This is a genomic window from Streptomyces sp. NPDC059994 (assembly GCF_042737755.1).
Classification (GTDB): Bacteria; Actinomycetota; Actinomycetes; order Streptomycetales; family Streptomycetaceae; genus Streptomyces.
Window position 1 is genome coordinate 84,708 of the sequence record NZ_JBHWUR010000007.1, and the last position, 22,003, is coordinate 106,710.

Annotated in this window: 22 protein-coding genes and 1 pseudogene; 15 read left to right on the forward strand and 8 right to left on the reverse strand. The window is 69.6% G+C overall.

The window, feature by feature from the left end; all coding sequences use genetic code 11:
- Positions 1–2: 2 nt before the first annotated feature.
- On the reverse strand, positions 3–263 hold the full coding sequence (locus tag ACFWA7_RS06485) for a hypothetical protein (protein WP_385821371.1): 261 nt from the start codon (positions 261–263) through the stop codon (positions 3–5).
- On the opposite strand from ACFWA7_RS06485, the gene ACFWA7_RS06490 reads away from it, so the two are divergent.
- Both ACFWA7_RS06490 and ACFWA7_RS06495 read left to right on the forward strand, forming a co-directional pair.
- Positions 238–1,275 (forward strand): NADP-dependent oxidoreductase, encoded by a 1,038-nt coding sequence (locus ACFWA7_RS06490; protein WP_385821373.1) that lies wholly within the window; start codon positions 238–240, stop codon positions 1,273–1,275. The two genes, ACFWA7_RS06485 and ACFWA7_RS06490, sit on opposite strands and share 26 nt — an antisense overlap.
- Positions 1,272–1,928: an NAD(P)H oxidoreductase gene (locus ACFWA7_RS06495; protein WP_385821375.1), complete on the forward strand. Its 657-nt coding sequence runs from the start codon at positions 1,272–1,274 to the stop codon at positions 1,926–1,928. The genes ACFWA7_RS06490 and ACFWA7_RS06495 overlap by 4 nt, the downstream gene beginning before the upstream one ends.
- Positions 1,929–1,997: 69 nt before the next feature.
- Here the strand turns inward: ACFWA7_RS06495 and ACFWA7_RS06500 are convergent, their stop codons facing one another.
- A complete protein-coding gene (locus ACFWA7_RS06500) occupies positions 1,998–2,204 on the reverse strand; it encodes a hypothetical protein (protein WP_385821377.1) in 207 nt (68 codons plus the stop codon).
- 868 nt (positions 2,205–3,072) lie between these two features.
- On the opposite strand from ACFWA7_RS06500, the gene ACFWA7_RS06505 reads away from it, so the two are divergent.
- From ACFWA7_RS06505 to ACFWA7_RS06520, 4 genes are all read left to right on the forward strand, one after another.
- A complete protein-coding gene (locus ACFWA7_RS06505; protein WP_385537399.1) occupies positions 3,073–3,582 on the forward strand; it encodes an RICIN domain-containing protein in 510 nt (169 codons plus the stop codon).
- A 185-nt stretch (positions 3,583–3,767) separates the two neighbouring features.
- Positions 3,768–6,062: a hypothetical protein gene (locus ACFWA7_RS06510; protein WP_385821379.1), complete on the forward strand. Its 2,295-nt coding sequence runs from the start codon at positions 3,768–3,770 to the stop codon at positions 6,060–6,062.
- 283 nt (positions 6,063–6,345) lie between these two features.
- A complete protein-coding gene (locus tag ACFWA7_RS06515; RefSeq protein ID WP_385537393.1) occupies positions 6,346–6,699 on the forward strand; it encodes a VOC family protein in 354 nt (117 codons plus the stop codon).
- A gap of 413 nt (positions 6,700–7,112) precedes the next feature.
- Complete coding sequence (locus ACFWA7_RS06520; RefSeq protein ID WP_385537390.1) at positions 7,113–7,460, forward strand: DoxX family protein; 348 nt, start codon at positions 7,113–7,115, stop codon at positions 7,458–7,460.
- Between the two features lie 525 nt (positions 7,461–7,985).
- Here ACFWA7_RS06520 and ACFWA7_RS06525 read toward each other — a convergent pair.
- Together ACFWA7_RS06525 and ACFWA7_RS06530 are read right to left on the reverse strand one after the other, a co-directional pair.
- Positions 7,986–8,288, reverse strand: coding sequence for a hypothetical protein (locus ACFWA7_RS06525; protein WP_385821381.1), 303 nt, complete (start codon positions 8,286–8,288; stop codon positions 7,986–7,988).
- A gap of 198 nt (positions 8,289–8,486) precedes the next feature.
- On the reverse strand, positions 8,487–9,248 hold the full coding sequence (locus ACFWA7_RS06530; protein ID WP_385821383.1) for a metallophosphoesterase family protein: 762 nt from the start codon (positions 9,246–9,248) through the stop codon (positions 8,487–8,489).
- Between the two features lie 753 nt (positions 9,249–10,001).
- Between ACFWA7_RS06530 and ACFWA7_RS06535 the strand changes: the two genes are divergently transcribed.
- The 7 genes from ACFWA7_RS06535 to ACFWA7_RS06565 all read left to right on the forward strand — a co-directional run bounded on the left by ACFWA7_RS06535 (position 10,002) and on the right by ACFWA7_RS06565 (position 16,435).
- Entirely contained in the window at positions 10,002–10,550 is a 549-nt protein-coding gene (locus ACFWA7_RS06535) for a GNAT family N-acetyltransferase (RefSeq protein ID WP_385537383.1), read from the forward strand.
- Between the two features lie 159 nt (positions 10,551–10,709).
- Entirely contained in the window at positions 10,710–11,993 is a 1,284-nt protein-coding gene (locus tag ACFWA7_RS06540) for an NAD(P)/FAD-dependent oxidoreductase (RefSeq protein WP_385821385.1), read from the forward strand.
- Between the two features lie 411 nt (positions 11,994–12,404).
- Positions 12,405–12,863: a hypothetical protein gene (locus ACFWA7_RS06545; protein WP_385537377.1), complete on the forward strand. Its 459-nt coding sequence runs from the start codon at positions 12,405–12,407 to the stop codon at positions 12,861–12,863.
- 9 nt (positions 12,864–12,872) lie between these two features.
- Positions 12,873–14,702 (forward strand): alpha/beta hydrolase, encoded by a 1,830-nt coding sequence (locus tag ACFWA7_RS06550; protein ID WP_385537374.1) that lies wholly within the window; start codon positions 12,873–12,875, stop codon positions 14,700–14,702.
- A gap of 221 nt (positions 14,703–14,923) precedes the next feature.
- A complete protein-coding gene (locus tag ACFWA7_RS06555) occupies positions 14,924–15,109 on the forward strand; it encodes a hypothetical protein (protein ID WP_385821387.1) in 186 nt (61 codons plus the stop codon).
- A 151-nt stretch (positions 15,110–15,260) separates the two neighbouring features.
- The gene (locus ACFWA7_RS06560; RefSeq protein WP_385537369.1) at positions 15,261–15,797 is read left to right on the forward strand and encodes a hypothetical protein; all 537 of its coding nucleotides are present in this window, start codon (positions 15,261–15,263) and stop codon (positions 15,795–15,797) included.
- 251 nt (positions 15,798–16,048) lie between these two features.
- Positions 16,049–16,435 (forward strand): hypothetical protein, encoded by a 387-nt coding sequence (locus ACFWA7_RS06565; protein ID WP_385537532.1) that lies wholly within the window; start codon positions 16,049–16,051, stop codon positions 16,433–16,435.
- Positions 16,436–16,454: 19 nt separating this feature from the next.
- Here the strand turns inward: ACFWA7_RS06565 and ACFWA7_RS06570 are convergent.
- The 3 genes and pseudogenes from ACFWA7_RS06570 to fabV form a co-directional block, all read right to left on the reverse strand.
- Positions 16,455–16,896 (reverse strand): annotated as a pseudogene (locus tag ACFWA7_RS06570) (IS5/IS1182 family transposase); the annotation flags it as partial.
- A gap of 41 nt (positions 16,897–16,937) precedes the next feature.
- Positions 16,938–17,282 (reverse strand): hypothetical protein, encoded by a 345-nt coding sequence (locus ACFWA7_RS06575; RefSeq protein ID WP_385821389.1) that lies wholly within the window; start codon positions 17,280–17,282, stop codon positions 16,938–16,940.
- A gap of 133 nt (positions 17,283–17,415) precedes the next feature.
- Positions 17,416–18,624: an enoyl-[acyl-carrier-protein] reductase FabV gene (gene fabV / locus ACFWA7_RS06580; protein WP_385821391.1), complete on the reverse strand. Its 1,209-nt coding sequence runs from the start codon at positions 18,622–18,624 to the stop codon at positions 17,416–17,418.
- A gap of 536 nt (positions 18,625–19,160) precedes the next feature.
- On the opposite strand from fabV, the gene ACFWA7_RS06585 reads away from it, so the two are divergent.
- Positions 19,161–20,078 carry an endo-beta-N-acetylglucosaminidase H gene (locus ACFWA7_RS06585; protein ID WP_385537364.1) on the forward strand — a complete coding sequence of 306 codons (918 nt, stop codon included), beginning with the start codon at positions 19,161–19,163 and terminating at the stop codon, positions 20,076–20,078.
- A gap of 73 nt (positions 20,079–20,151) precedes the next feature.
- Here the strand turns inward: ACFWA7_RS06585 and ACFWA7_RS06590 are convergent, their stop codons facing one another.
- Positions 20,152–21,051 (reverse strand): NAD-dependent protein deacetylase, encoded by a 900-nt coding sequence (locus tag ACFWA7_RS06590; protein WP_385821393.1) that lies wholly within the window; start codon positions 21,049–21,051, stop codon positions 20,152–20,154.
- Positions 21,052–21,727: 676 nt separating this feature from the next.
- Here ACFWA7_RS06590 and ACFWA7_RS06595 point away from each other — a divergent pair.
- Entirely contained in the window at positions 21,728–21,889 is a 162-nt protein-coding gene (locus ACFWA7_RS06595; protein ID WP_371656518.1) for an SflA family class IV lanthipeptide, read from the forward strand.
- The last annotated feature ends 114 nt before the right edge of the window (positions 21,890–22,003 follow it).

Below are 22,003 nucleotides of genomic sequence, written 5' to 3' on the forward strand. Positions count from 1 at the left end.
CGTCACGCTAGCGCCCGCCCTGTTCCGGCCCGTGCGTGGCCCATGCGTGCCCGTGCGTGGACCGTCAGCAGATCGTGCGCGGCCCTCGGCAAGGTGGTTCCTGTGAACGAGAACGGCACCACTGAACGGAAGAGGAAACCCACCATGTCGAACCTGACGAACCCGACGACCACAGTGAACACGGAGACCACAATGAACGCGGAGAACCCGGCGAGCGCGATGAGCACGACGACCACGATGAGCACGACGAACACGATGAACACGACGAACTTCGTCTCCGGCGAGATCCGGCTCGCTTCGCGCCCGGTCGGCGAGCCCACCGCGGGCAGCTTTGACCTGGTCCGCACCGACGTGCCGGAGCCGGCCGAGGGCGAGATCATCGTCCGCAACACCTGGATGTCGGTGGACCCGTACATGCGCGGCCGGATGGACGACGTGCCGTCGTACATCCCGCCCTTCCCCCTCGGCGCCGCGCTGGAGGGCAGTGCGGTAGGCGTGGTGGTCGCCTCGCGGTCCGACGCCGTGCCGGTCGGCGCGACCGTCTCCCACTTCCTGGGCTGGCGTGAGTACGCCGTGCTGGACGCCGCCGCCGCGACCGTCATCGACACCGACCTGGCTCCGGCGCAGGCGTACTTGGGCGCCTTGGGCACCACTGGCCTGACCGCCTACGCGGCGCTGACCGAGGTGGCACCGGTGCGTGAAGGCGACGTGGTGTTCATCTCCGCCGCCGCCGGGGCGGTGGGCAGCGTCGCGGGACAGCTGGCCCGCAAGCTCGGGGCCTCCAAGGTGATCGGTTCGGCCGGCGGGCCCGAGAAGGCGAGGAAGCTGGTGACGGACTTCGGGTACGACGCTGCCATCGACTACCGCGCGGGCTCACTGGAGGAACAACTGGCCCAGGCCGCGCCGCAGGGCGTCGACGTATACCTCGACAGCGTGGGCGGCGGCCACCTGCGGGCAGCCATCGGCGCGATGCGCACCGGTGGCCGGATCGCACTGGTCGGCGCCATCGGCGACTACAACGCCACCGAGCCGGCCGCCGGCCCCGATAACCTCTTCCAGGCAGCCGCCAAGGAGCTGAACCTGCGCGGCATGCTGGTCAGCAGCTACTTCCACCTCTTCCCGGAGTGGATCGGGCGCGCCGCGGGCTGGCTCGCCGACGGCACGCTGCGCACGGAACACACCGTGTTCGAGGGCATCGACCGGGCCCCGGCCGCCTTCCTCGGTATGATGCGCGGCGCCAACACCGGCAAGATGCTCGTCCGGCTGGACGGATGACGGCGGTGGCACAGCACGCTCTGCTGGTCCTCGCCCATCCCCGCGGCGACTCCCTCACCGCCCAGATCGCCCACCGCGCCCGCGAACGTCTGGTGGACGCCGGATACACCGTCGACCTGCTCGACCTGTACGCCGAGGACTTCGATCCCCGCACCGGCCCCGAAGACGAGCCGGACTGGGCGGACCGGGACAAGGAGTACTCGCCCGAGGTCCGGTCCCACATGGACCGGATCGACACCGCTGACACCATCGTCGTGGTCTTCCCCCTCTGGTGGTTCGGGCTCCCGGCCATCCTCAAGGGCTGGATCGACAGGGTATGGAACTACGGTTTCGCATACGGCCGCAGCCGCCCCCGCCTGGGCACCAAGCGGATGCTCTGGCTCGGGCTGTCCAGTTACCCGCGCGAGCAGTTCGCCGAGCTCGGCTGGGACACTCTGATAGAGCGTCAACTCCGTGTCGGAGTATCCGAGTTCTGCGGCATCAAGGACACTTCGGTGGAGTTCGTCCACGACTCCCTGAGCGTCGGCTCCCAGGGACTCGCCGCGGCGGACAGCGCGCTCGCCGCGTTCCTCGGGGCAGCTGTCGAACCTCCCCGCGCGGTCCGGCTGGCCGGCGCGAACCTCGCACGACTGCCCCATGCCAGGCGACTGTGAACCGGGGAGTGTTTCATCAACGGCAGCCTGGGACGGCGTCCTGGGCGGCATCAACGCCCCCAACGGCGCCTACACCTGGCAGATCACCGCCACCCCGGCCAGCGGCGCCGGCGCTGCGGAGACCGCATCCGGGAGCTTCCAGGCCTCGCTCCTGGCCAACCCGCACGACTTCGACGACAACGGCTCGACGGACGTCCTCGCGCGGGACGCCTCGGGTGCGCTGTGGCGGGACGACCTCTTCGACTGGCCGTCGGGCAGCCAGGTCGCCGCCGCCAAGCGGACGAAGACCGTGCCGGTTGGCAGGCCTACAACCAGATCGAGGCCGCGGGGACCCTTGCGGGCGACTCGGCGGGCGACCTCATCGCCCGTGACTCCTCGGGCGTCCTGTGGCTCTACCAGGGCGACGGCGCGGGCAACTTCACCTCCCGTGTCAAGATCGGAGGCTGGAACCGCTTCTCCCGGCTCGGTGGCGCCGCCGACGTCACCGGCGACCAACGCCCCGACCTGAGCGCCTACGGCCTGAGCGGCACGTACGTCTACCGGTCGACGGGCTCGACGACGGTCCCGTTCAGTCGGCAGACGACCACCCTGTACGCGGGCGAGGGCACCAAGTTCACACCGTGCACGAGGACCGAACCGCTGCCGGCACCGGCACCGGATGGCCGAGTTCCGTCCCGAGCGCCTGCTTCTGCGGGATGGTTCCGTGTCTGGAAGTGCTGCTCGCGGCGCCACGGTCCACGTACGCGACGCCCTGCGCGCAGGCCTCGCCCCATCTGCAACTCTGTCGTCAATGAAGGCGGCGTCACAGCCTTGAGCTGGTCGAAGACCAGATGCGTGGGCAGGGCCAGTGCCCTCCTCCTTCAGCTGCGCGTAATCCTCGTGGCCCACTCCAGACGCTCAACGACCGCCAGTCACTCCCGATGGCGATCCCTCAGCGATCAACTCACCGCGAAAATCGGACATTGGGTCACGAGCGCGTTGCCGGAAACAAACCGTGGTGTGAGACTCGGGGCGCCTGACCGGAGAAATGCGCCGCCGTCTCCGTGGGCAGCCCCACGACTCACGGGGCTTGGACCACCTCTCTCCACGTGCCGTGTGTCGTTCAGGCTCCAAGAATCTCTAGTGAGAAACCCGGAGAAGACTCATGTCCAAGAGACGCAGCCTGCTCGCGCTGTTCACCGGGGTGCTGGCGATGCTGACCCTCGGAGTGGTCGGCACACCTGCCCAGGCCGCAGGCTTCAGCCCGATCAACGTCTGGAACTCGACCCACTGCCTCGACAATGCCACCGAAAACTCCGCGAAGCTCCACATGTGGTCGTGCTCGGGTGGCTCCGAGCAGAAGTGGCTCGAAGGGTTCAACACACAGACATACCTGTTCACCTTCACCAACCAGCGCACGGGACGGTGCATCACCGCACCGGCCTCGGGCTCTGGCACGGTCACGGTGGAGTTCTGCAACGCGGCCGATCCCACCCAGCAGTGGCGTGTCTTCTATGCGGACAACCCCAACGGGCCGCCGTCAGGCTGGTACCAGGTGTGGCAGAACGCATCGAGCGGGCTCTGCCTCTCGACGCCCAGCGTACGCAACGGCACCCTCCTGCAGACGACCGTCTGCGATCCCTCCAACCAGTACTACAGGTGGCATCAGCAGTAGCAGGCAGGACCGGATGGCTCATCCGCACCCCGCCACCACTCTCACTTGCAAGATGTTGAAATCCCGCCAATCGGCGACTACTTGATCATATTCTTTCCTGGGCCTGCAAGATCATCTGGCCTGCACGCGTCCGGTGTCCGGCACCATCCATGCCGCCACCGGTCCGTCAACGAGGGGGTAGATCAATGTTCGTCCCGAGAAAGCGCCCGGGGTACGGCAGACGCGGCGCGGCTCTCGCCTTAGGGGTTCTCGCGCTCACCTCAAGCGTGGTTCTGGCCGCGCCGGTGACCGCTCAGGCGGCCGACTCCGCCGGGGTCCTCATACCGGCGCCCGACGCCTACGCAGACCTCGCCGACACGCTGCTCTCCACCAGCAACAACGGGGTGCTGCACCAGGAGGAGGGCGCCGCGAGCTATCTGTGGACCAATACCTACAACCGCCGGACCGTCCCGGTGACGGCGCTGGACGGCGTGGACCGGGAAGCAATCCTCACGCAGCACGACGAGTACGACCGAGCCGCGTACGCCACCACGGTGGGCGACGCCACCACCGTCACGCTGGTCAACGTCGAGAAGAACACGAAGACGGACCTGACCCTGCCGCAGGGCTACACCCATCCGCGGATCTCCGGGGGCTTCGTCCTCGCCACCCGGGTGACGGAGGACGGCGGATACGACCTGCGGGTGCTGCGGCCCAGCGGCACGAGCACGCCGTACGACATCGCGGTACGGCTGCCGGCGGGGGCCGTCGCAGAGGCCGAGCCGGTGCTGTTCGGCGGTGAGTCCACCTCGCTCGTCATCCGTTACCGCATCGGCTCGACCTACGGTTACGGCATCCTCAACGGCATCTCCGGCGCTGTCAGCGCGCTGCCGGTCACGGGCGAGGCGAGCAGCTTCCGCATCACCCGCGACGTGGTCACCTGGTTCACGCGTCAGGGCGGGCAGGGGGTGCGGGTGCTGTCGCGCGAGCGGCCCGGCGACGCGCCCAAGGTCGTGGAGCTGGCGTTGAAGTCCGATGACAGTGAGGTCACCGCGTACGTCGTGGGCCGGAACGTCCTGTGGACGGAGGGGCGCAAGAGTGCCCTGAAACTGACGCCGATCGACGGCGCGGAGACTTCCCGGGTGCTGCTCACGGAGTTCGAACAGGGCCTGGAACGGTCCGACAGCATGCTGACCGCTCTCGGCCGGACCGTGGACGGCGCCCGCGCCATCCATCTGTTCACCGTGGACGGCAGCGGACTCGTCTTCGATGTGCCGCTGCGCGTGCTGAAGCCGGTCAAGAAGGCGGACGGCTCGGTGCGGGCGCTCGGCCTGGACCGGGGAACCGTCCGGTTCGCCGACGCGCTGCCGGACTCGGTGCGGCTGTACGGCAAGGACGTCGGCACCGGCCTCGACCCGGTCGCCGCAACGGATCTGCCCGTATTCGACTCCGCCGCGCCGGGACGGTTCGCCGACGGCGGCGACGAGGGCCTGGCCCGGCTGGTCGCCGATCCGGACACCGGCAAGGACGTCCTGGTGACCGGAGACGACCCCGCCAAGTCCGGGGACCGTCTGCCGCTGCCCGCCGCGGGCGGCCGTATCGTGGACGTCTCGCCCGAGTTCCTGCTCTACCGGGCGCCCGGCGCCGACGGCAAGAACTACGTCGTCGACACCGCCCGCGACAGGATCGTCCAGGAACAGCCCGCGCAGGCGGCCGCCTCCCTGGACCACTCCACGCTCTGGACCGCGCAGCCGAACAGCTCCGGCACGCTGATCGCCACCGATCTGCGGACCGGCGAGCAGCGCGGTGCCATCGCCCTCCAGTCGGGCTGCGTCCCCGACGAACTGCAGTCCAACGGCAGGCTCGTCTACTGGAGCTGCACCGGCCAGGACCGGGCGGGGGTGTACGACGCGGCGGCCGACGTCGCGTACCCCGCACCGGCCCATGACGTGCTGCTCGGCGACGGGTTCCTCGCCCAGCGCGTGGCGGGCGGCGACACCGTCCGCCTCACCGGGCTGAACGAAGACGGCACCACCGCCGGCCTGGGCGCCGTCAGCGGTGTCAAGGACGCGGTGACGGACGACAGCCGCGGTGTGACCTGGACGGTCGACCGGCACGCGGGCAAGATCGCCTTCGTCGACAGGGACGACACCGTCCATGTCACCGCGGTGCAGCGTGCCGTCTCGGCGCTGGCGGTCGCCGACAGTTCCGTTCCGGCGGCCTTCCGGCCCGGCGACGAGGCTGTCTGGCAGGCCCACTGGTGGCTGTCCAAGCCCGCCGCCTCCTGGAAGCTGACCCTGCGCAGCCGGGACACCGGCACCGTCGTGCGTACCTGGACCGGCGCTGCGACGCGCGGCACCGTACCGGTGTCCTGGAACGGCGCCGTCGCGGACGGTACCGCTGTCGCCGGTGGCTACACCTGGTCCCTTACGGCCGCCCCCGCTGACGGCCAGGGACCGTCCCTCCGGGTGTCCGGGGCGCTGGACATCACCGGTTCGTAACCGGTTGGTCCGCGGGAATGGGGCGGGGCAGGGTCCCCCCGCCCCATTCCCTTGCGCCCCGTCATATGTGCCTTGGGGTGCTGTGTCAGATCCAAAAATCCCGCGCATCGTAGCCGCGCGTGGGGATCACTGGGCAGGGGCCGCACGTGCGGCGTGCTGGCCCGTCCGCCGGACCAGGGCGGCCCCCTTTCGGGGGGCTACAGGGTTCGTCAACGAATCGAGCCGCGTTTCGACGAGGTGCGGCGCAGCGTGGCGCTGGTTGCCGTCCTGGCAAGATGGCGGCATGGAACGTGTGCTTGGAATCGGTGGATATTTCCTGCGGGCTGCCGACCCGGCGGCCCTGGGTGCGTGGTATCGCGATTGCCTGGGACTGGACGCCGAGGAGAACGGCCTGTGGCATCAGGGAGCCGGGCCGACGGTGTTCGCGACGTTCGAGTCCGCGACCGACTACTTCGGCTCCCGCACCCAGCAGAGCATGCTCAACTTCCGGGTCCGCGACCTGGATGCGATGCTCGCGCAATTGCGCGCCAAGGGAGCGGACGTGGCCAAGGAGACGCAGGACATGGCAGGTGTCGGTCGATTCGGCTGGGTCACCGATCCCGAGGGCAACCGGATCGAGCTGTGGCAGCCCGCCTGACCGTGTCCTCACACAGGCGGTGACGTGCTGGTGGAGCACTGGGCCGTCGAGGTGTGAACCTTGGTCAGGCTGGTGTGACCCGGTCCTTTTGCGTCCTCCCGAGGGTACCGGCGTTGTCGTTCTGTCCGCAGCTGCCCACGTCTACGCCAACCCACAGAGCATCGTCGCGGAGACGGTCGGCGCCGCATTGCGGTGTCTCGCCAGTCCCAGCTCCAGCGGCTGAGGTGGAGCGGGGCGGGGCGGTTCAGTCGCGGTCGTCGCTTCGGCGGTACAGGCCGAACATCTTTCAGATTTCCATGCCGACGGTGTCACACATGGGCGTTGCCGCGGTTCAGCGAGGTGTGGGGGTCGCGCAGCGATGCGTGGCCTTCGCTCCAGATCGTCCGCTGAAGCAACCCTCATAGGAGTATCCGATGTCCCTGGCATACATCATCGTCGCCGTTCTCACCTCGGCCTGGGTCGGCTTCTCGGGATTCTCTCTCCTGCGCCGGGCTGACTTCGTGACGCAGCCGCTGATCGAGTACGGCGTCCCGCGTGCCTGGTGGACCCTGCTGGGGGTGGCCAAAGCGGCCGGCGCGGTGGGCCTGCTGGTCGGCCTGGCGGTCCCGGCGATCGGTATCGCGGCAGGGGTCGCCCTGGTGCTGTACTTCCTGGGCGCGGTCGTCACCGTGCTGCGGGCACGCTCCTACAAGACCGTCGCCTTCCCCGTCCTGTACCTCGCGCCCATCGTGGCCACCCTGAGCCTCGGCTACGCCGCCTGACCCGCCACCGCCGGCCGAGCCCATCGTGCCGGACACGAACAAGCGCCTGCGGACCGCCCGTCGGCCGTGGCCGAGGAGTGGATTCGTCACGCCCCACGACCTGCCCGCCCGTCCGGACCACCGTCACCTCGATCGCGCAGTAGCGATCGCGGGGTGCCTGCGGCGTCGAGACCGCAGACAGCCCGCACTTGCCCGGCGCCGACGCCTCGCGCCCGGCCCGGCAGGCGCCGTCCAGGTGCGGTCCGTCACCGGATCCGGATCCGGATCCGGATCCGGATCCGGATTCCGGCGCAGCCGGCGCACCTGTCGCCGCTGCTGTCCCTACCGGGTGCACGCGCGGCGCAGCCACCCGACCGTTACGGTCGGGTGGCTGCTTGGTGCTGTGGCCGTCAGCGGCTCCGGTCTGTCCTGCCCGCCGCTCAGCCCGTGACGGGTTGCCTTCACACGGCGGCCTGGACAGAGGGCGGCGCGGTCCCGGATGGGCGGTTCAGCGGCCCGAATCGGCAGAGTCCTTCAGGAAAGCCGTCAGAGTGTGCCGTAGAGGTTGCACTTCGTCCAGTCATCGGACTGCGAGGGCGGCACGTCGCAGTAGCCGACGCGGTACTCCCCGTTCTCCTGCTGGTAGCCCTGGATCACCAGCTCGCCCTTCCACCACCAACCGGGCAGCGGAGTCCAGGCGTTGGGGGTGGCGATCCAGCCGGTGCATGACTGTTCGTCGGCCTGGTTGCGGCCGCAGATCCTGATCTGGTCGGACCAGCGGGTCGACACCGTCACCTGCTGGCCGTTGCCACCGGCGGCGGCCGTTCCGGCGCTTGGATCATCGCGCAATGTCCGCTGCCTCACGGCTGCCGTTGGGCGAGTGGACGCGCAGCCGCAAGCGGGTGTGCTTTCGCGGAGTGCATCGCAACTGGCCGTGACAACACCTCGGTTGGACCTCGGGAGGGTGATGGTGGCCCTTGGGAGGGTGGGCGCTGTTGTTCATGAAGTCGGTGTTCGGATACCTGCCGTTGTCGAAGGAGGCGGGTGTCACGGGCTGTGGTCGCGTCCGTCCCGTGGGGCGAAGGTTGTGAGGGCGTCGGTGTCGGTGGCGCGAGCGTGCAGGAAGTAGTCGGCCCACTCGGCGATTTCGGGATAGGAGGAGTCCTGGACGAGCTGAGTGACGGCGGCCTCGGTGTCGAAGTTCGTGGTGCGGAGTTCGACGCCCGGGCCCAGGAGGGCCCAGTGTGCTCCGGTTCGTCCGTAGGGCATCCCGATGCTGCCCGGGTTGACGACAAGTCGGCCGTGGGCGAGGCGGACGAACGGCATGTGGGTGTGGCCGCAGACCACCGTGCGGATGTCGGTATCGAGCCCGGTGAAGACTTCTTTCCAGCGGTCGAGGCGGGAGTCGACCAGGACGACCTCCTCGTCGTCACGTGGGGTGGCATGGCAGAACAGCACCTTTCCCAGGCCGCTTACGGACAGGGAGAGTGATCGCGGCAAAGAGCTGAGAAGGTCGAGATGGTCCTGGCGGAGCTGTGCGGCTGCCCACGGGGCGATCGGGTCCGAGATCGTGTCGCGTTGCCCCAGGCGGTATTCAAGGAGCTCGCGGTCGGCGTTGCCGCTGATCCAGCTGACGCGGTGGCCGAGGCCGGTCAGCAGGTCGAGCACCTGGGTCGGTTGCGGGCCGGCGGTGATGTCGCCGGTGAGCACGATGTGATCGGCGGTGCTGACGTCTGGTTCGGCGAGTACTGCCTCCAGGGCCGGCAGGACTCCGTGAATATCGGACAGGACGGCTACTCGGTTCAGCATGGTCACCACTGTGGGGTGAAGACAGCCGAGCGGTGAGATCTTTCGCTTGGCGCGTAGCGCGGGGCGGGGTGGTTTCAGCGCGCGTGGTCGCCGGGCGCCCTCCGGCTTCTCGCGCACCGCGTTGGACCAAACCGCGCGCGAGGCCCTGCCGCCCTGGCGCGATACCCCGACACCTTCGCCGCCTGTACTCTGCTGCGCACCCGCCTGGCGGTGGGCCTTCGCGGACCCTGTCGAGGATCTGCGGGCTCTGCTGCGCCGGGCGGTCGACGACCTGGCCCGTGACCCGCGCGGAGTGCGTGCCCGTGAGGCCCTGACGGCCGCCTACTTCTCCGGCGCGCCCGCCCAGGAGGCCGCCGCCCGTCGTCCGGGCCTTCCGTACGGTACCTGCCGGCGTCATCTGCGCCAGGACTGGACCGGCTCTGCAAGGCCCTGTGGGAGCAGGAGTTGCAGGGTCCGGGTCCGCGACAGGGGTGGCGTGGGTGTGCGGGCGCGAGTCGCACTCGGTACGGGACGATCCGGTGCCGTCGGGCGGGTGGTCGCCGTGCCTGCTCGTGGGGGCCGCGGCGCGCAGGGCCTCGCTGTCGTCAACTCGGGGACCCGTAGGCGAGTGGGGCGATCGCGGGGCGGGTCTCGGCGTAGGTATCGCGGCGTCCGTACGGTCCTTCTTGTCACGGCCCGACCGGGACGATCACCCTGTCCGCCGAGGCCGAAAAGCGGTGGACAGTCCTTCGGTGCTGGGCGAGCATCGCCGCGATGAATATCGAACCTCTCGCCACCCCCAAACGCGTCCGCCTCGTCGAGCTCAGCGCAAAGGCGCTGCGGGCGCTTGCCGACGGTGACCTCGCCGGCGGCAGCGCCGAGGCCGGGGTCGCCCTTGACGAACACTTCGTCTGCGACCGGGCCCGCGGGATCTTCGGCCATCGCGCTGACCAGCTCGCCAAGGACCCCTCTGCCGCGCCCTGGATCGCACGCGCCGCCGTGTCCGAGCCGGACGGGGTGGTCGTCGGCGACGCCGGGTTCCACGGGCCGCCGGACGAGGCCGGCATGGTCGAGGTCGGCTACACCGTCGTGCCCGGGTACCGCCGCCAGGGCTATGCCCGCGCCATGCTGAGGGCGCTGCTCGTCAGGGCCGCGGCCGAACCCGGTGTCAGGACCGTGCGAGCCACCATCAGATCCGACAACAACGCCTCCCTGGCCACGATCGCGGGCTTCGGTTTCACGCGAGTCGGCGAGCAGGGGAACGAGCGCGACGGGCTGGAGATCGTCTTCGAGGTCCCGGCAGACGCGATCCAGGCCGAGTAGCTCTACGGTCTCGGCGGACATGGTGAGGGTCCTGGTCGGGCGGTGGCACGAGGGGGGCCGCACAGTCTGGACTCTTGACCACCGTTCATGCACCTGACAGCAGTGGCACTGCACCACTCCACGATCGGCACCACACACTCCGAACGGAGCGATCAGCGCATGACCAAGCCTCAGAGCGCGGGATACGACTACGACGTCGTCATCAGCGGAGCCAGCCTCGCCGGCAGCGCCGCGGCGGTCCTGCTCGCTCGACGCGGAGTCCGCGTCGCACTGCTGGAACGCCGCTCGGACCCCGAAGCGTACAAGACGCTCTGCACCCACTCCCTCACGGCCAACGCCTACCCGGTGCTGGACGAACTCGGCCTCATCCCCGTTCTTGAGGAGGCCGGAGCCGTCCGCAACTACGCCCGCTGGTACACCCGCTGGGGGTGGATCGAGCCGAGGGCCGCGCCGGCGGGCCCCGAGCTGCCGTACGCGTACAACATTCGGCGCAGCACCCTCGATCCGTTGATCAGGTCCCATGCGGCGGAGACCCCTGGCGTCGATCTGCTCCTCGGTCATCACGTGACCGGGCTGGTCCGGGAAGCCGGGCGAACCGTGGGGGTGCGCGCGTCGACTCCACAGGGCGAGCGTGAGATCCGGGCCCGCCTGGTGGTCGGCGCCGATGGCAAGGACTCGGCCGTGGCGAAGTTCGCCGGGGTGCCTGCCCGGCGGTACGAGAACGCGCGGTTCGGCTATCTCGCGCACTTCCGCGATCTTCCGCTGCACGGCGGGATCAGTCACGCCTGGTTCCTCGAACCCGACATGGCGTACGCGTTTCCGAACGACGACGGGGTGACGGTCGTCGCGGTGCTCCCGCACAAGAAACACCTGCCGGCCTTCCGGGAAGACCTGGAGGGCAGTTTCTCCGAATTCGTCCGCGCCCTGCCCGACGCCCCGCCCTTCGACTCCGCCGAGCGCATCACGAAGATCACCGGCACTGTCAACTACCCGCTGCACAGCCGCAAGCCGACCGCACCGGGCGTTGCGCTCATCGGCGACGCCGCCCTGACCGGCGATCCCCTGTGGGGCGTGGGATGCGGGTGGGCTCTGCAGTCCGCGCAATGGCTGGCAGAGGCGGTCGCCTCGGCCGCAACCGGTCGGGGCGACCTCGACAGGTCGCTCGTGGTGTACGCCCGCAGACACCGGCGCCGGCTGGGCGGTCACCAGTACCTGGCCGCCGACTTCGCCAAGGCCCGTCCGTTCAATCCCATGGAGCGGCTGATGTATTCGGCGGCAGCGCGCGACGAGTCGGTGGCGCGGCACATGCATCGGTTCGCATCCCGCCTGATCGGGCCGCTGCGTTTCTTGAACCCCGTGGCACTGGCCAAGGCTTCGGCCGTCAACCTCAAGCACCGCGGGACGGCTGTGCCACCCGCGCCCCTGTCGCACACAGGGGCATGACCAGCTCCCCTCCCACTCCACTCGCTCGCGGAAGCGTCCGCAGAGAGGAGCTGCTCCGGGGGCCTGTGGAGGGGGCCATATGGGAGACCCTGGCTTCCCTGGAGGCCCATCAGGCCAATTTCCGTACCACAAAGCGTCATTCGCCTCCATGGCACCACAGGGTCCGAGCTGCCCGGACGGTGCGGAGGGACTCCGTCCGGGGCGATCAATTTGAGCCGCGCCGGTCTCAAGCGGTGTGCCAGGGTGGGCCACGCTGCGGCCAGGTGCGGAGACATCGGGCCACTCGGTGAGGGCACCAGGGTGGGTGGGGCTCCCGTCCGTACGGTCCGCGGCGGCCCTCTCATGGGGCGCGGCACAGCGGGACCACACACCCCGGGGCACGTCCGGGGGTCACGGGGGAGGAGACCACGCATGGCGTGGGACGAGTGGGAACAGCTGAAGCAGGACGCCGCCCAGCGGCACGGGTCGCAGACGCGGCTCAACCATTACCCGTCCGGTGACGGGACCGCTCCGGCGACAAGCAGTGTCACCGGGGGCCTGCAGTCCACCCAGCAGGTGTGGAACAAGGCGGGTGAGGGCGTCGGAGGGCTGAAGGAAGGGCTGGGCAAGGCCCTGACCCAGCTGGCCGACGGGCAGCAGGGCGCCGACGCCGCGGGATGCCTGACCGCGGGGGCCCAGAAGGACGTGTACGACTCCTGGTCCCGGTACCTCACGAGCGTCGATGAGCGCTGCGGCAGTGTCAAGGAGGCGCTGGAGAGAGCCGGGCACGACCTCCTCCTGACCGACGACGCCGTGAGGGACGCGTTCGGTGCCATCGACAGCCGGTACGCCGACACACCCGCTGTCGGTGGCCAGAGCCCGGGGCGGTGACGGGCTGCCGTGGATCTCGCGACGCTCAAGGCACTGAAGCCGTCCGAATTCGCACAGGCGGCTGACGGTTACCGCGCGAGCAGCAACATGGCCGCCGCGGCCAAGGATCACATCGACAACGTCGTCGCAGCCGGCATACGCGGTTCTCTCAGCGGGGTGGCCCGGGACGCCGCACTCGCGGAGCTGAAGCAGCTGTCGGCCAACTTCCACTACACGCAGATCGAGTGCGGGCTGGTGAGCGCCGCGCTGAACGGGTTCGTCCACGACATGGACGTGGCCCGCGGCAAGCTCCTGTCCGCGCTCGGCGACGCGGAGACGTTCAGGTTCACGGTCGGCGCCGACGGCAGCGTCACCTACCCGGCCGGGCAGTCGCGCAACAGCGTCGAGTTGCCGCCCCCCGGCGGCACTGTCGCCGCGGGCGCGGCGCCGCAGGCCCCCGGCGCCCAGTCCGCCGTCGCCCGCCTGGGCCCCGATCCCAACCCCCACCGCGCCGAGGCGGTCGCCCTCGCGGACCGTATCGCCGCCGCCCTCAGAGAGGCGGCGGAGGCGGACGCCAAGTGGGCGCCGAGAATACGGGCGCTGAAGGCCGACGACGACCTCACCGTCTCTGCCCACGACCTCGCCGACGCCCAGTCGGACATGGGAGGCGTACGGGAGGCCGGCCAGCGATACCTGGACTCCATCGGCGGACCCCCGAAGGACGCCACTCCCGCGCAGAACGCCGACTGGTGGAAGGGTCTCACCCCCCAGGAACAGGAGGCGTACCTCTCCCTCAGCCCCGACCTCGTGGGCAGGCTCGACGGTCTGCCCGCCGAGGTCAGGGACGAGGCCAACCGGATGGTGTTCGACGAGAAGCAGGCCGAGTACCGGATCAGGCTGGACGCGATCCCGAAACCGCCCGCCAACGAGTGGACCTATGTGATGACCCGCGCCGGGGCCGCCAAGACCCATACCGACGCGTGGTCGAACTGGGACCGGAAGTACGGCGACGACTACCGCCACCTCACCGCCTCCCTCAAAGGCATGGAATCCATCCAGAACCGTTTCGACATCACCGGCACCGGAGGGCTGCCCGAGGCGTACCTGCTCGGCTTCAGCCCCGACGGGCGCGGCCGCGCCATCGTCGCGACCGGGAACCCGGACACGGCGCAGCACCAGGCTGTGTACGTGCCGGGCACGGGGTCCGACCTGGCCAACATCGCGGGCAAAATCCACGAGATGAACGACCTTTGGCGCCAGACCCACCAGGCGTCCCCGGGCGCCTCCGTGTCGACCATCACCTGGCTGGGCTACGACGCTCCCCATGACCCCGTCAAGGACGCCCCCTTCGAGCACTACGCCTACGACGGCGCCCCGGCCTACCGCCGTTTCATGGACGGCCTCGACGCCTCCCACAACGGCCCCGGGGAACCGCACCGGACGGCCATCGGTCACTCGTACGGCAGCACTCTCATCGGGGCCGCGGCACAGAAGGGCGATCTCAACGCCGACGACGTGATTTTCGCCGGAAGCCCGGGGGTCAAGGTCGGTTCGGCCGGGCAGATGGACGTACCGAAGGGGCATGTGTGGAACGAGGAGGCCGACGGTGACAAGGTGCCCGACGTCGGCCGTTATGGTCTCGGTGGCAGCCAGTGGAGAATCGGCGGCGGAACCTTCATCATCCCCAGCGACGACGTCTTCGGGGCGAACCAGATGAACACCCGCGCCGAGAACAACGGCCCGGAGCATTTCAAGAGTTCGCAGGGGCACAGCCACTACTGGGCCCCGGGCACGACCGCGCTGAAGAACCAGGCGCTGGTCGTGGTCGGCAGGTACGGAGACGTCACTGCTCCCCGGTAGCGTGGCGCTCCCGGACGGTGCCGCCGCGCGCGGCACCGTCACCGACCCGCCGGGCCCGAGCATCGGCATCGAGGTCACGGCCGGCTGCTGCCGGGTACCCGAGGGGGCAGACGGTCGAGCACCCCTGAGCCGGGACCGCCACAGGCCTGGCGGCGCGCGCCTTGAGATGCCCAACCCATTGGCGTCAGGCTCCAGTTGATATCGACCGCATTGACATCGAATTGCAGTGCAGGATCGACCAGTTCACCGAATACCGCCGCAGGATCGCCCAACTGAGCGGCGGCGAAAGGCTCGTCATGCCTCCCCTGGAGGTGGTCGCGGTGGGCTGTACCGACCACGGCCGTCGTGCGCAAGGCCTGTTCGTGGAGTTCACCGAAATCGACTACGTGGACATTGTGCTGCAGTGATGCCAGGTGAGCAGGTCGTGGGCAGGCTGAAGCCCCGTGGGCGAGGGGGCCGCCGCAGGCTCTTCACGGGATTGCCGGACCCCCGCCTCCTCGGTCCTCTACGGTACGAATACGCCGCCCTGCCCATCGCGGCCGCCCGAGGAGGAACCCGTTGGTATCGCGTTATGGTCCCCAGCATGCTCCTGCCGGCGATGTGAGCGCGGCTCTGATGATCATCGACTCTCGGCTCAAGCAGATCTATAGCGGCAAGACCGGGACCGACGCCGAACAAGAGGCGCTGATCGACCAGTTCATCGCATCACTGGGTTCGAAGGGAGCCAATGACTTACTGGACGGCGCCTGCACGCTCATCTACATGTTCATGACGTGGCTGCGGAAGGCCCACGAGGAGCACGGCAAGGAAGTCATCGAATACGTGGTGCCCAACCTTGTGGCCGCGATGCGGATGATGCCCAGGAGTGTCCGCCCCGAGGCCGTTCCCACCATGGCCGGCCTGGTCATCGCCGCGGGCACCGGCCTGAGCCCCAGCCTGTGGCGCCAACAGTACGGAGACTGGACTGAGCAGGAGATGACTGCCCTGGAAGTCACCGCCTTTCTGCTCGCGGAGCACATCAACCGCATCACCGACGACCGTGACTTCGCCACCCGCCTGATCACCGAAGCGCTCTCCCGCTCCGACGGAGACTGACGTGGCCTACTTGGCCCAACTGCCGCGACGCTGCTGACTGGCGGCCGAGCGGACGGAGCGGGCCAAACGGGCACGTACGGCATTGAGGGGGTGGCACGGCTACGAGGGCCGACTCGACGAAGCCCAGCGGGCTGCGATCGTCCGAAGCCGCGACCTGCCGTGCCAGACTCACCCCCGAAAGCTCCGATACTCGCCCCACTGACGACTTCACGGAGGATTCAATGGCCCTGGCCGCGAAAAGGTGTGTCTCCATGGGACTGGCAGCCGCAGCCCTGACCCTGTTGCCCGCAGGCCACGCGAACGCGGCTTCCTCCCCACCGAGCAAGTACGCGGTCTCCTACGGGCAGACCTACACCAAGGGGACTCTGACCTGGTACAACAGGTCCGTCCAGCTCACCGGGGAGCAGAAGTCGGTCAGCGCATCGAGCTGCCGCAAGACCTACATCGCGGCGTACCGTTCCGACGGCGGCCCCAACTACACCCGGCTGAGCGAACGCACCACCAAGCCGGTGTGCGGCAAGTCGGTCGACATCTCCGTAACCGTCCCCGCGGACACGGTCGGCGGGGCCGACTACGTGTACATCTGCCTCGAAGACACCCGCAATTCCTTGAACTGCGAGACCTTCGACCGGCCATAACCGGACGTCCTGAGGACGGCAAGGTCGCACCCCACCAGCCGCCGTCGGCGATGGTCATTTTCTTCCGACGGCGGCCTTGGCACCCGGACTCCTCCCAGGGTCGTGGGTAGCGGTAGTTCGTTCGGCCGCGGTGTGGCCGCGGGTGGGCACCAGGGTGCCGTCCGCGATGTGCACGGTGCCCTTGCGGACCGCCGGCCGGCCGAGGTGGTTGATGATGTGGTCGGCCGCGGACTTCGAGACGCCGAACGGCGGGGCACATCGACGTGACGCTGCGCCAACTCGCCTCAGTACGCCGCGACCAGCGGCACCCGGTCCTCCAGCCGGCAGACTCCTCCGGCCGCCTCGGCGGAAGCGTCCGCCCCTTCACGCCGTAGCATCGTCACCAACTTGCCGAAACACCGCGGGCCGAGCGGGAACGGGGCTGTCCAGGACGGCTGGGAAGCCTTGATCACACCAGCCACGGCGAGAACCTCACACGGTTCCGCGGGTACTGGCGCGCCGATCACTTGCCGGACAGGCGGAGATCCCCGGCCCAGGCGTCGCACCGGACGCGGCCGGAGCCGAAGGTGATCTCCAGCGCGAGCCGACCGGTGTCCGGGTCCGCTTCTTCGCGTACCGCCAGGACCGTCTCGCCGAGGTGGTCCGCGAACCGGGTCTCGCCGTTGATCGGCGCCACCTCGACGCGGCCCATCTCCGCCATCCCGTACCCCTCGTAGGGGGGCGACGGTTCCACGGTCAGGCACCAGTCCGACCCGGTCGTCACATGGGTGGAGACCTCTGCGCTGTCGATCAGCCACACGTCCAACGGGCCGGACGGCGGCTCCGTACCGTACAGGTGCCAGGACACGCCCACGCGTTCAAGACGCCGCCCGCCCAGGTAGTCAGGACGCACTCCGGCGCCGTGCAACGGGCGCCCGTTCGACCTCCTCGACTCCACCCGGCGACTTTACCGACGCGTTCGGCGCCATTCGTGGCGCGGGTCAGACGGTGGGAGTGGGCCAGGGGACATCGGTTTCGACGGCGGCGGTGTAGTCGACGCCGGGGACGGAGAAGCCGTAGAGGCGGCGGACTTCGTCGCTGAACCAGTCGAGATCGGCGAGTTCGGTGATGGTGTCGCTGCTGGCGGTGGACCAGCGTTCGGCGACGGTGTTCTGCACGGCGGGGTGGAGTTCCCAGGTGTCGAGGCGGATCCGGCCCTCGTCGTCGAGGTCGAGGGGGCGGGCGCCGGTCAGCTGGTCCCACAGCTCCACCAGTTGACCGATCGGGGCCACCATGGCGTCGCCGAGGACGCCGCGCAGCAGCCCGACGTACAGGGCGATGCCGGGGATGGCGGTGGAGGACTGGGTGACGGCAGCGGCGTTGACCGACGTCACGGCCCGGCCGCCCAAGGTCTTGCCGAGGCGCTCGTCCAACGTGCGTGCGGTGGCTTCGAGATGGGCCTTCGCGGCGCCGATGGTGCCCTGCCGGTAGATCGCCGCGGTGAGTGGCGAGCCGATGTAGGACAGGGCGGCGGTGGTGAAGCCGTCGGCGAGCAGGGACCGGTCGGCCAGGAACGTGATCCACCGTTCCCAGTCGGTGCCGCCCATCACCGCCACGGTCTGCTCGATGTCGTCGCCTTCGGACGGCTCGGTGGTGACCTCTTTGACCTCCGGGGCGCCGTACTCGTCGAAGACGAGGGTCTTGGTGGTGTTCGGCGAGCCGATCGGCTTGAGGACCGAGGCGTACACGTCGCCGGTGTCCGGGTCGGTGCGGCGAGGCGCGGCCACCGAGTAGATCAGGAAGTCGAGCCGTCCGCCGAACCGCTCGGCGAGGAGGTCGGCGACCTGCTCCTTCATCGCGTCGCTGAACGCATCGCCGTTGAGGAAGACCATGTCCCGCCCGTGCTGTTGGGCGAGCCGGGCGGTGGCGGCGGTGCGATACCAGCCGGCCGTGCCGGTGCGGCGGGCGGGCGCCTTCTCGAAGCACACGCCGATGCCGCGGATGCCGACACGGGCCAGGCCCGCGATCGTAGCGGCCAGGCCGTACCCGGCGGACGAGCCGATGACCAGAGCCACCGGTCCTTCGCCCTCGGTGGTGACCGGGGCGGGGACGGCCTCCCACATCTCGTCCACCAGCTGTCGGCAACCGCCGGGATGGGAGTCGAGGAACAGGAAGCCCCGGCTCTTGGGCGCAATGACGCGTTCGCTCACGGTGTGGTGTCCCAGGTGTCGTCACGGACAAGGACGCGGCGGCCGCGTCGGCCACCTCGTCCTGCAAGTCTGCGGCCGTGCGGGTGAACCCGGTGATCATGACCGGCACAACGATGTCCAGCCGGGATTGGAGGGTTCCAACTAGCTCTGGCGGGGACCGCTGGCGGCACCCAAGCCCCATCCCGCAGGGTACGGGCCGAACAGGCCGACCGGCAGGAGCGTCTCGGTAAAACGTGCGAACACGCGGCGGCCATGGGTCAGAGTGCCCGGGAGGGTCCTTCGGAGGCGCCATGCCCTCGGCCCCGGCGCTTCGCGTCGGGAGCGCTCGACGAGGGAGACCGCGTGGTGGGAGCGGAGGTGCGGCATCGCGTGCCCGAGGCACCCTATCCAGGCGCCCCGCGGTATGGCAGGCTCCGGTCCGGCCGGAGCGGGCGGCTCGTACGACACCAGCCGTCCGCTTCCGCGCGGCAGGCGTGGACCGCGCCTGCCGCTGGTGGAGAAACCGCACAAGCCATGCGACGGGAGGCTGATCGGCAATGCGCACATCAGGCCGGAGCACAGCACGGACGACGGCACTCGCACTCCTGGCCGCCGCGGCACTCGCGGTCGGCGCGACGGCGACCACCTCTGCGGCGGGGGAACCCGCGGCGAAGAAGCAGGGGCCGACCTCGGTGGCCTACATCGAGGTGAACAGCAACAGCATGCTCAACGTCGGCAAGTACAGCCTGGCCAACGGCGGTGGCAACGTCTTCGACATCGCCGTGGTGTTCGCCGCCAACATCAACTACGACACCGCCAAGAAGTCGGCGTACCTGTACTTCAACCCCAATGTGCAGCGCGTCCTCGACAACGCGGCGACCCAGATCCGCCCGCTGCAGGCGAAGGGCATCAAGGTCATGCTGTCGGTGCTCGGCAACCACCAGGGCGCCGGGTTCGCGAACTTGCCTTCCAGGGCAGCCGCTTCGGCGTTCGCCAAGCAGCTGTCCGACGCCGTCAGCAGGTACGGCCTCGACGGCATCGACTTCGACGACGAGTACGCCGAGTACGGCAGGAACGGCACCGGCCAGCCCAATGACAGCTCGTTCGTCCACCTGGTCTCCGCGCTGCGCGACAACATGCCGAACAAGCTGATCTCGCTCTACAACATCGGCCCGTCGGCGACGAGACTGTCCTACGGCGGCGTGAACATCTCGTCGAAGTTCAACTACGCCTGGAACCCGTACTACGGCACCTGGGGTGTGCCCGGAATCGCCCTGCCGAAGGCCAACCTGTCACCGGCGGCCATCGACTTCGGATCGACGTCCTCGACCACTGCGGCGAGCCTGGCCAGGCGGACCGTCAGCGAGGGCTACGGCGTCTACTTGACGTACAACCTGGACGCCTCCGACCGGCACACCTATGTTTCCACCTTCACCCGGCAGCTGTACGGAAGCGACGCCGTGTACACCCCCTGAGGCGCGGGGGCCGGCCACCGGTGCGCCGGGTGTCGGCCGGGCGGCGCAGGGCTTCAGCGGTGCTTGCCCTCGGTCAGACCGTCGCCGGGTCGTCCACGGGGATGCCCAGGTGCTCGGCGACGGTGGTGAGGGCCGTTCCCAGGGGGAGCGCGACCCGGGTGACGGCGTGCTGGTCGCCCCGGGTGGGGTCCCGGTTGACGATCACCACCGGGGTCCCGGCCCGGGCGGCCTGGCGTACGAAACGCAGTCCGGACATCACGGTGAGCGAAGAGCCCAGGACCAGCAGGGAGGTCGCCCCGTCCACCAGTGCGCGGCAGTGCGCGACCCGCTGGGGCGGAACGGTTTCACCGAAGAACACCACGTCCGGTTTGAGGATGCCGCCGCAGACGGTGCAGGGCATCACGTGGAAGTCCCCGACCTGTTCGTCGGTGAGGTCGGCGTCGCCGTCGGGGTTGATGGCGGCGGCCACCGGCGCGAAACCCGCGTTGGCCTCCTCCAGCCGCCGGGCGAGCTCGTGGCGCGGGCTGATGTCGCCGCAGGAGAGGCAGACGACCTGGTCCAGGCTTCCGTGGAGTTCCACCACGCTGTCGCTGCCCGCGGCCTGGTGCAGTCTGTCGACGTTCTGGGTGATCACACCGCTGAGCAGGCCGTGCCGCCCGAACGCGGCCACGGCCCGGTGTCCCGCGTTGGGCCGGGCGCGGCCGAAGGTGCGCCGGCCGAGGTGACTGCGCGCCCAGTACCGGCGCCGGGCCTGGGCGCTGGCGGTGAAGTCCTGGTAGGTCATCGGCGTGTGCCGGCTGAGGCTTCCGCCCTCGCCCCGGTAGTCGGGGATGCCCGACTCCGTGGAGAGGCCGGCTCCGCTGAGCACCAGCACACCGCCGCTGCTCAAAGCGTCGGCGACCTGTCCCAGGTCCGTGGTGCCGGGCGGCGGGCTCGCGTCGGGGGTCCAGCTCAGCGTGGGGCGCATGCGCATGCGACCAGCGTACGAAACGGGCAGGGCACCGGCACAGGGCCGTCCTGTACGGGTGGCCACACCGAGCGCACCCCGCCCGAGCAGGCCGCCGGGCGGACGCGAGGAGGGCCCGTACCGTGGCCGGACGAGGCTTACGAGTGTGCCCACCGGCCCGCGCCCTGCGTTGGGAGGGGTGAGGGTGAGGGTGAGGGGGAGCTTCTCCAGTTGCTCCTCGGACGGCGGGGGTGGGAGCGTCCGTAGACCCGTCAGCGGCCACGCATGCGCGCAGACCTGCTGTCCGACCCCATCGCCGTACACGCCTTCATCGGCGGCGCGTCGGACGCCCCCCGAGGCGCTGCGTTCCCGCTGTGCGCGGTGGGTTGCCTGATCGGCCGATCCGGCCCAGCCCTGGTGGAACTGGGGCATCCGGTTCCGTCAGGAGGGCTGACCGGTCGGCGCGCTCCAGGCGACGACCGAAACCAGGCCGTGGTGGGAACGCTGCCCACGCTCGTCCTCCCCCGGCTCGTCCTCCCCGCTGCGAGCGGCCCGCTCCACCTCCGGCGATCCCGCGGCCCGGGGTATGCGGATGAGACCTCAGGTCCTCCCTCTTGCCGGTTCGTTCGGCGTCGGTGAAACTGGCATGCGCTTGACAATCTCTCCACCGAACCTTCCCCTTCTGTGCACAGAAAGGACCGCCATGAGCCCTCTGGCACTGCAGATCCGTGACGCCGGCCCACTCGACGTGGCCGTGGAGGAAGAAGAGATCCCGTTCGAGGAACAGACAGACCCCAGCCGTGGTCTCCAGGCGTGTCTGGCAGATCCCTGGGTGACGGCGACGACCCGCTTCGCCTGCGACTAGGCGAGGACGCGAGTGGCGGCCGGACCGGCCTCGGCCGGTGAGGACAGGTCCGGGACGGCCGCCACTGGCGTGCACCGCACGGGCTCCCACGCGTCGCGCGGGCGAGAGACTTCG

Bases quoted from the DNA above. Each gene is read 5' to 3' on its own strand.
- ACFWA7_RS06595 (WP_371656518.1), top strand. From the start codon at position 21,728: ATGAGCCCTCTGGCACTGCAGATCCGTGACGCCGGCCCACTCGACGTG.
- ACFWA7_RS06590 (WP_385821393.1), bottom strand. From the start codon at position 21,051: ATGCGCATGCGCCCCACGCTGAGCTGGACCCCCGACGCGAGCCCGCCG.
- ACFWA7_RS06530 (WP_385821383.1), bottom strand. From the start codon at position 9,248: ATGCTGAACCGAGTAGCCGTCCTGTCCGATATTCACGGAGTCCTGCCG.
- ACFWA7_RS06495 (WP_385821375.1), top strand. From the start codon at position 1,272: ATGACGGCGGTGGCACAGCACGCTCTGCTGGTCCTCGCCCATCCCCGC.
- ACFWA7_RS06515 (WP_385537393.1), top strand. From the start codon at position 6,346: ATGGAACGTGTGCTTGGAATCGGTGGATATTTCCTGCGGGCTGCCGAC.
- ACFWA7_RS06535 (WP_385537383.1), top strand. From the start codon at position 10,002: ATGAATATCGAACCTCTCGCCACCCCCAAACGCGTCCGCCTCGTCGAG.
- ACFWA7_RS06565 (WP_385537532.1), top strand. From the start codon at position 16,049: ATGGGACTGGCAGCCGCAGCCCTGACCCTGTTGCCCGCAGGCCACGCG.
- ACFWA7_RS06545 (WP_385537377.1), top strand. From the start codon at position 12,405: ATGGCGTGGGACGAGTGGGAACAGCTGAAGCAGGACGCCGCCCAGCGG.
- ACFWA7_RS06510 (WP_385821379.1), top strand. From the start codon at position 3,768: ATGTTCGTCCCGAGAAAGCGCCCGGGGTACGGCAGACGCGGCGCGGCT.
- ACFWA7_RS06490 (WP_385821373.1), top strand. From the start codon at position 238: ATGAGCACGACGAACACGATGAACACGACGAACTTCGTCTCCGGCGAG.
- ACFWA7_RS06540 (WP_385821385.1), top strand. From the start codon at position 10,710: ATGACCAAGCCTCAGAGCGCGGGATACGACTACGACGTCGTCATCAGC.
- ACFWA7_RS06520 (WP_385537390.1), top strand. From the start codon at position 7,113: ATGTCCCTGGCATACATCATCGTCGCCGTTCTCACCTCGGCCTGGGTC.
- ACFWA7_RS06505 (WP_385537399.1), top strand. From the start codon at position 3,073: ATGTCCAAGAGACGCAGCCTGCTCGCGCTGTTCACCGGGGTGCTGGCG.
- ACFWA7_RS06585 (WP_385537364.1), top strand. From the start codon at position 19,161: ATGCGCACATCAGGCCGGAGCACAGCACGGACGACGGCACTCGCACTC.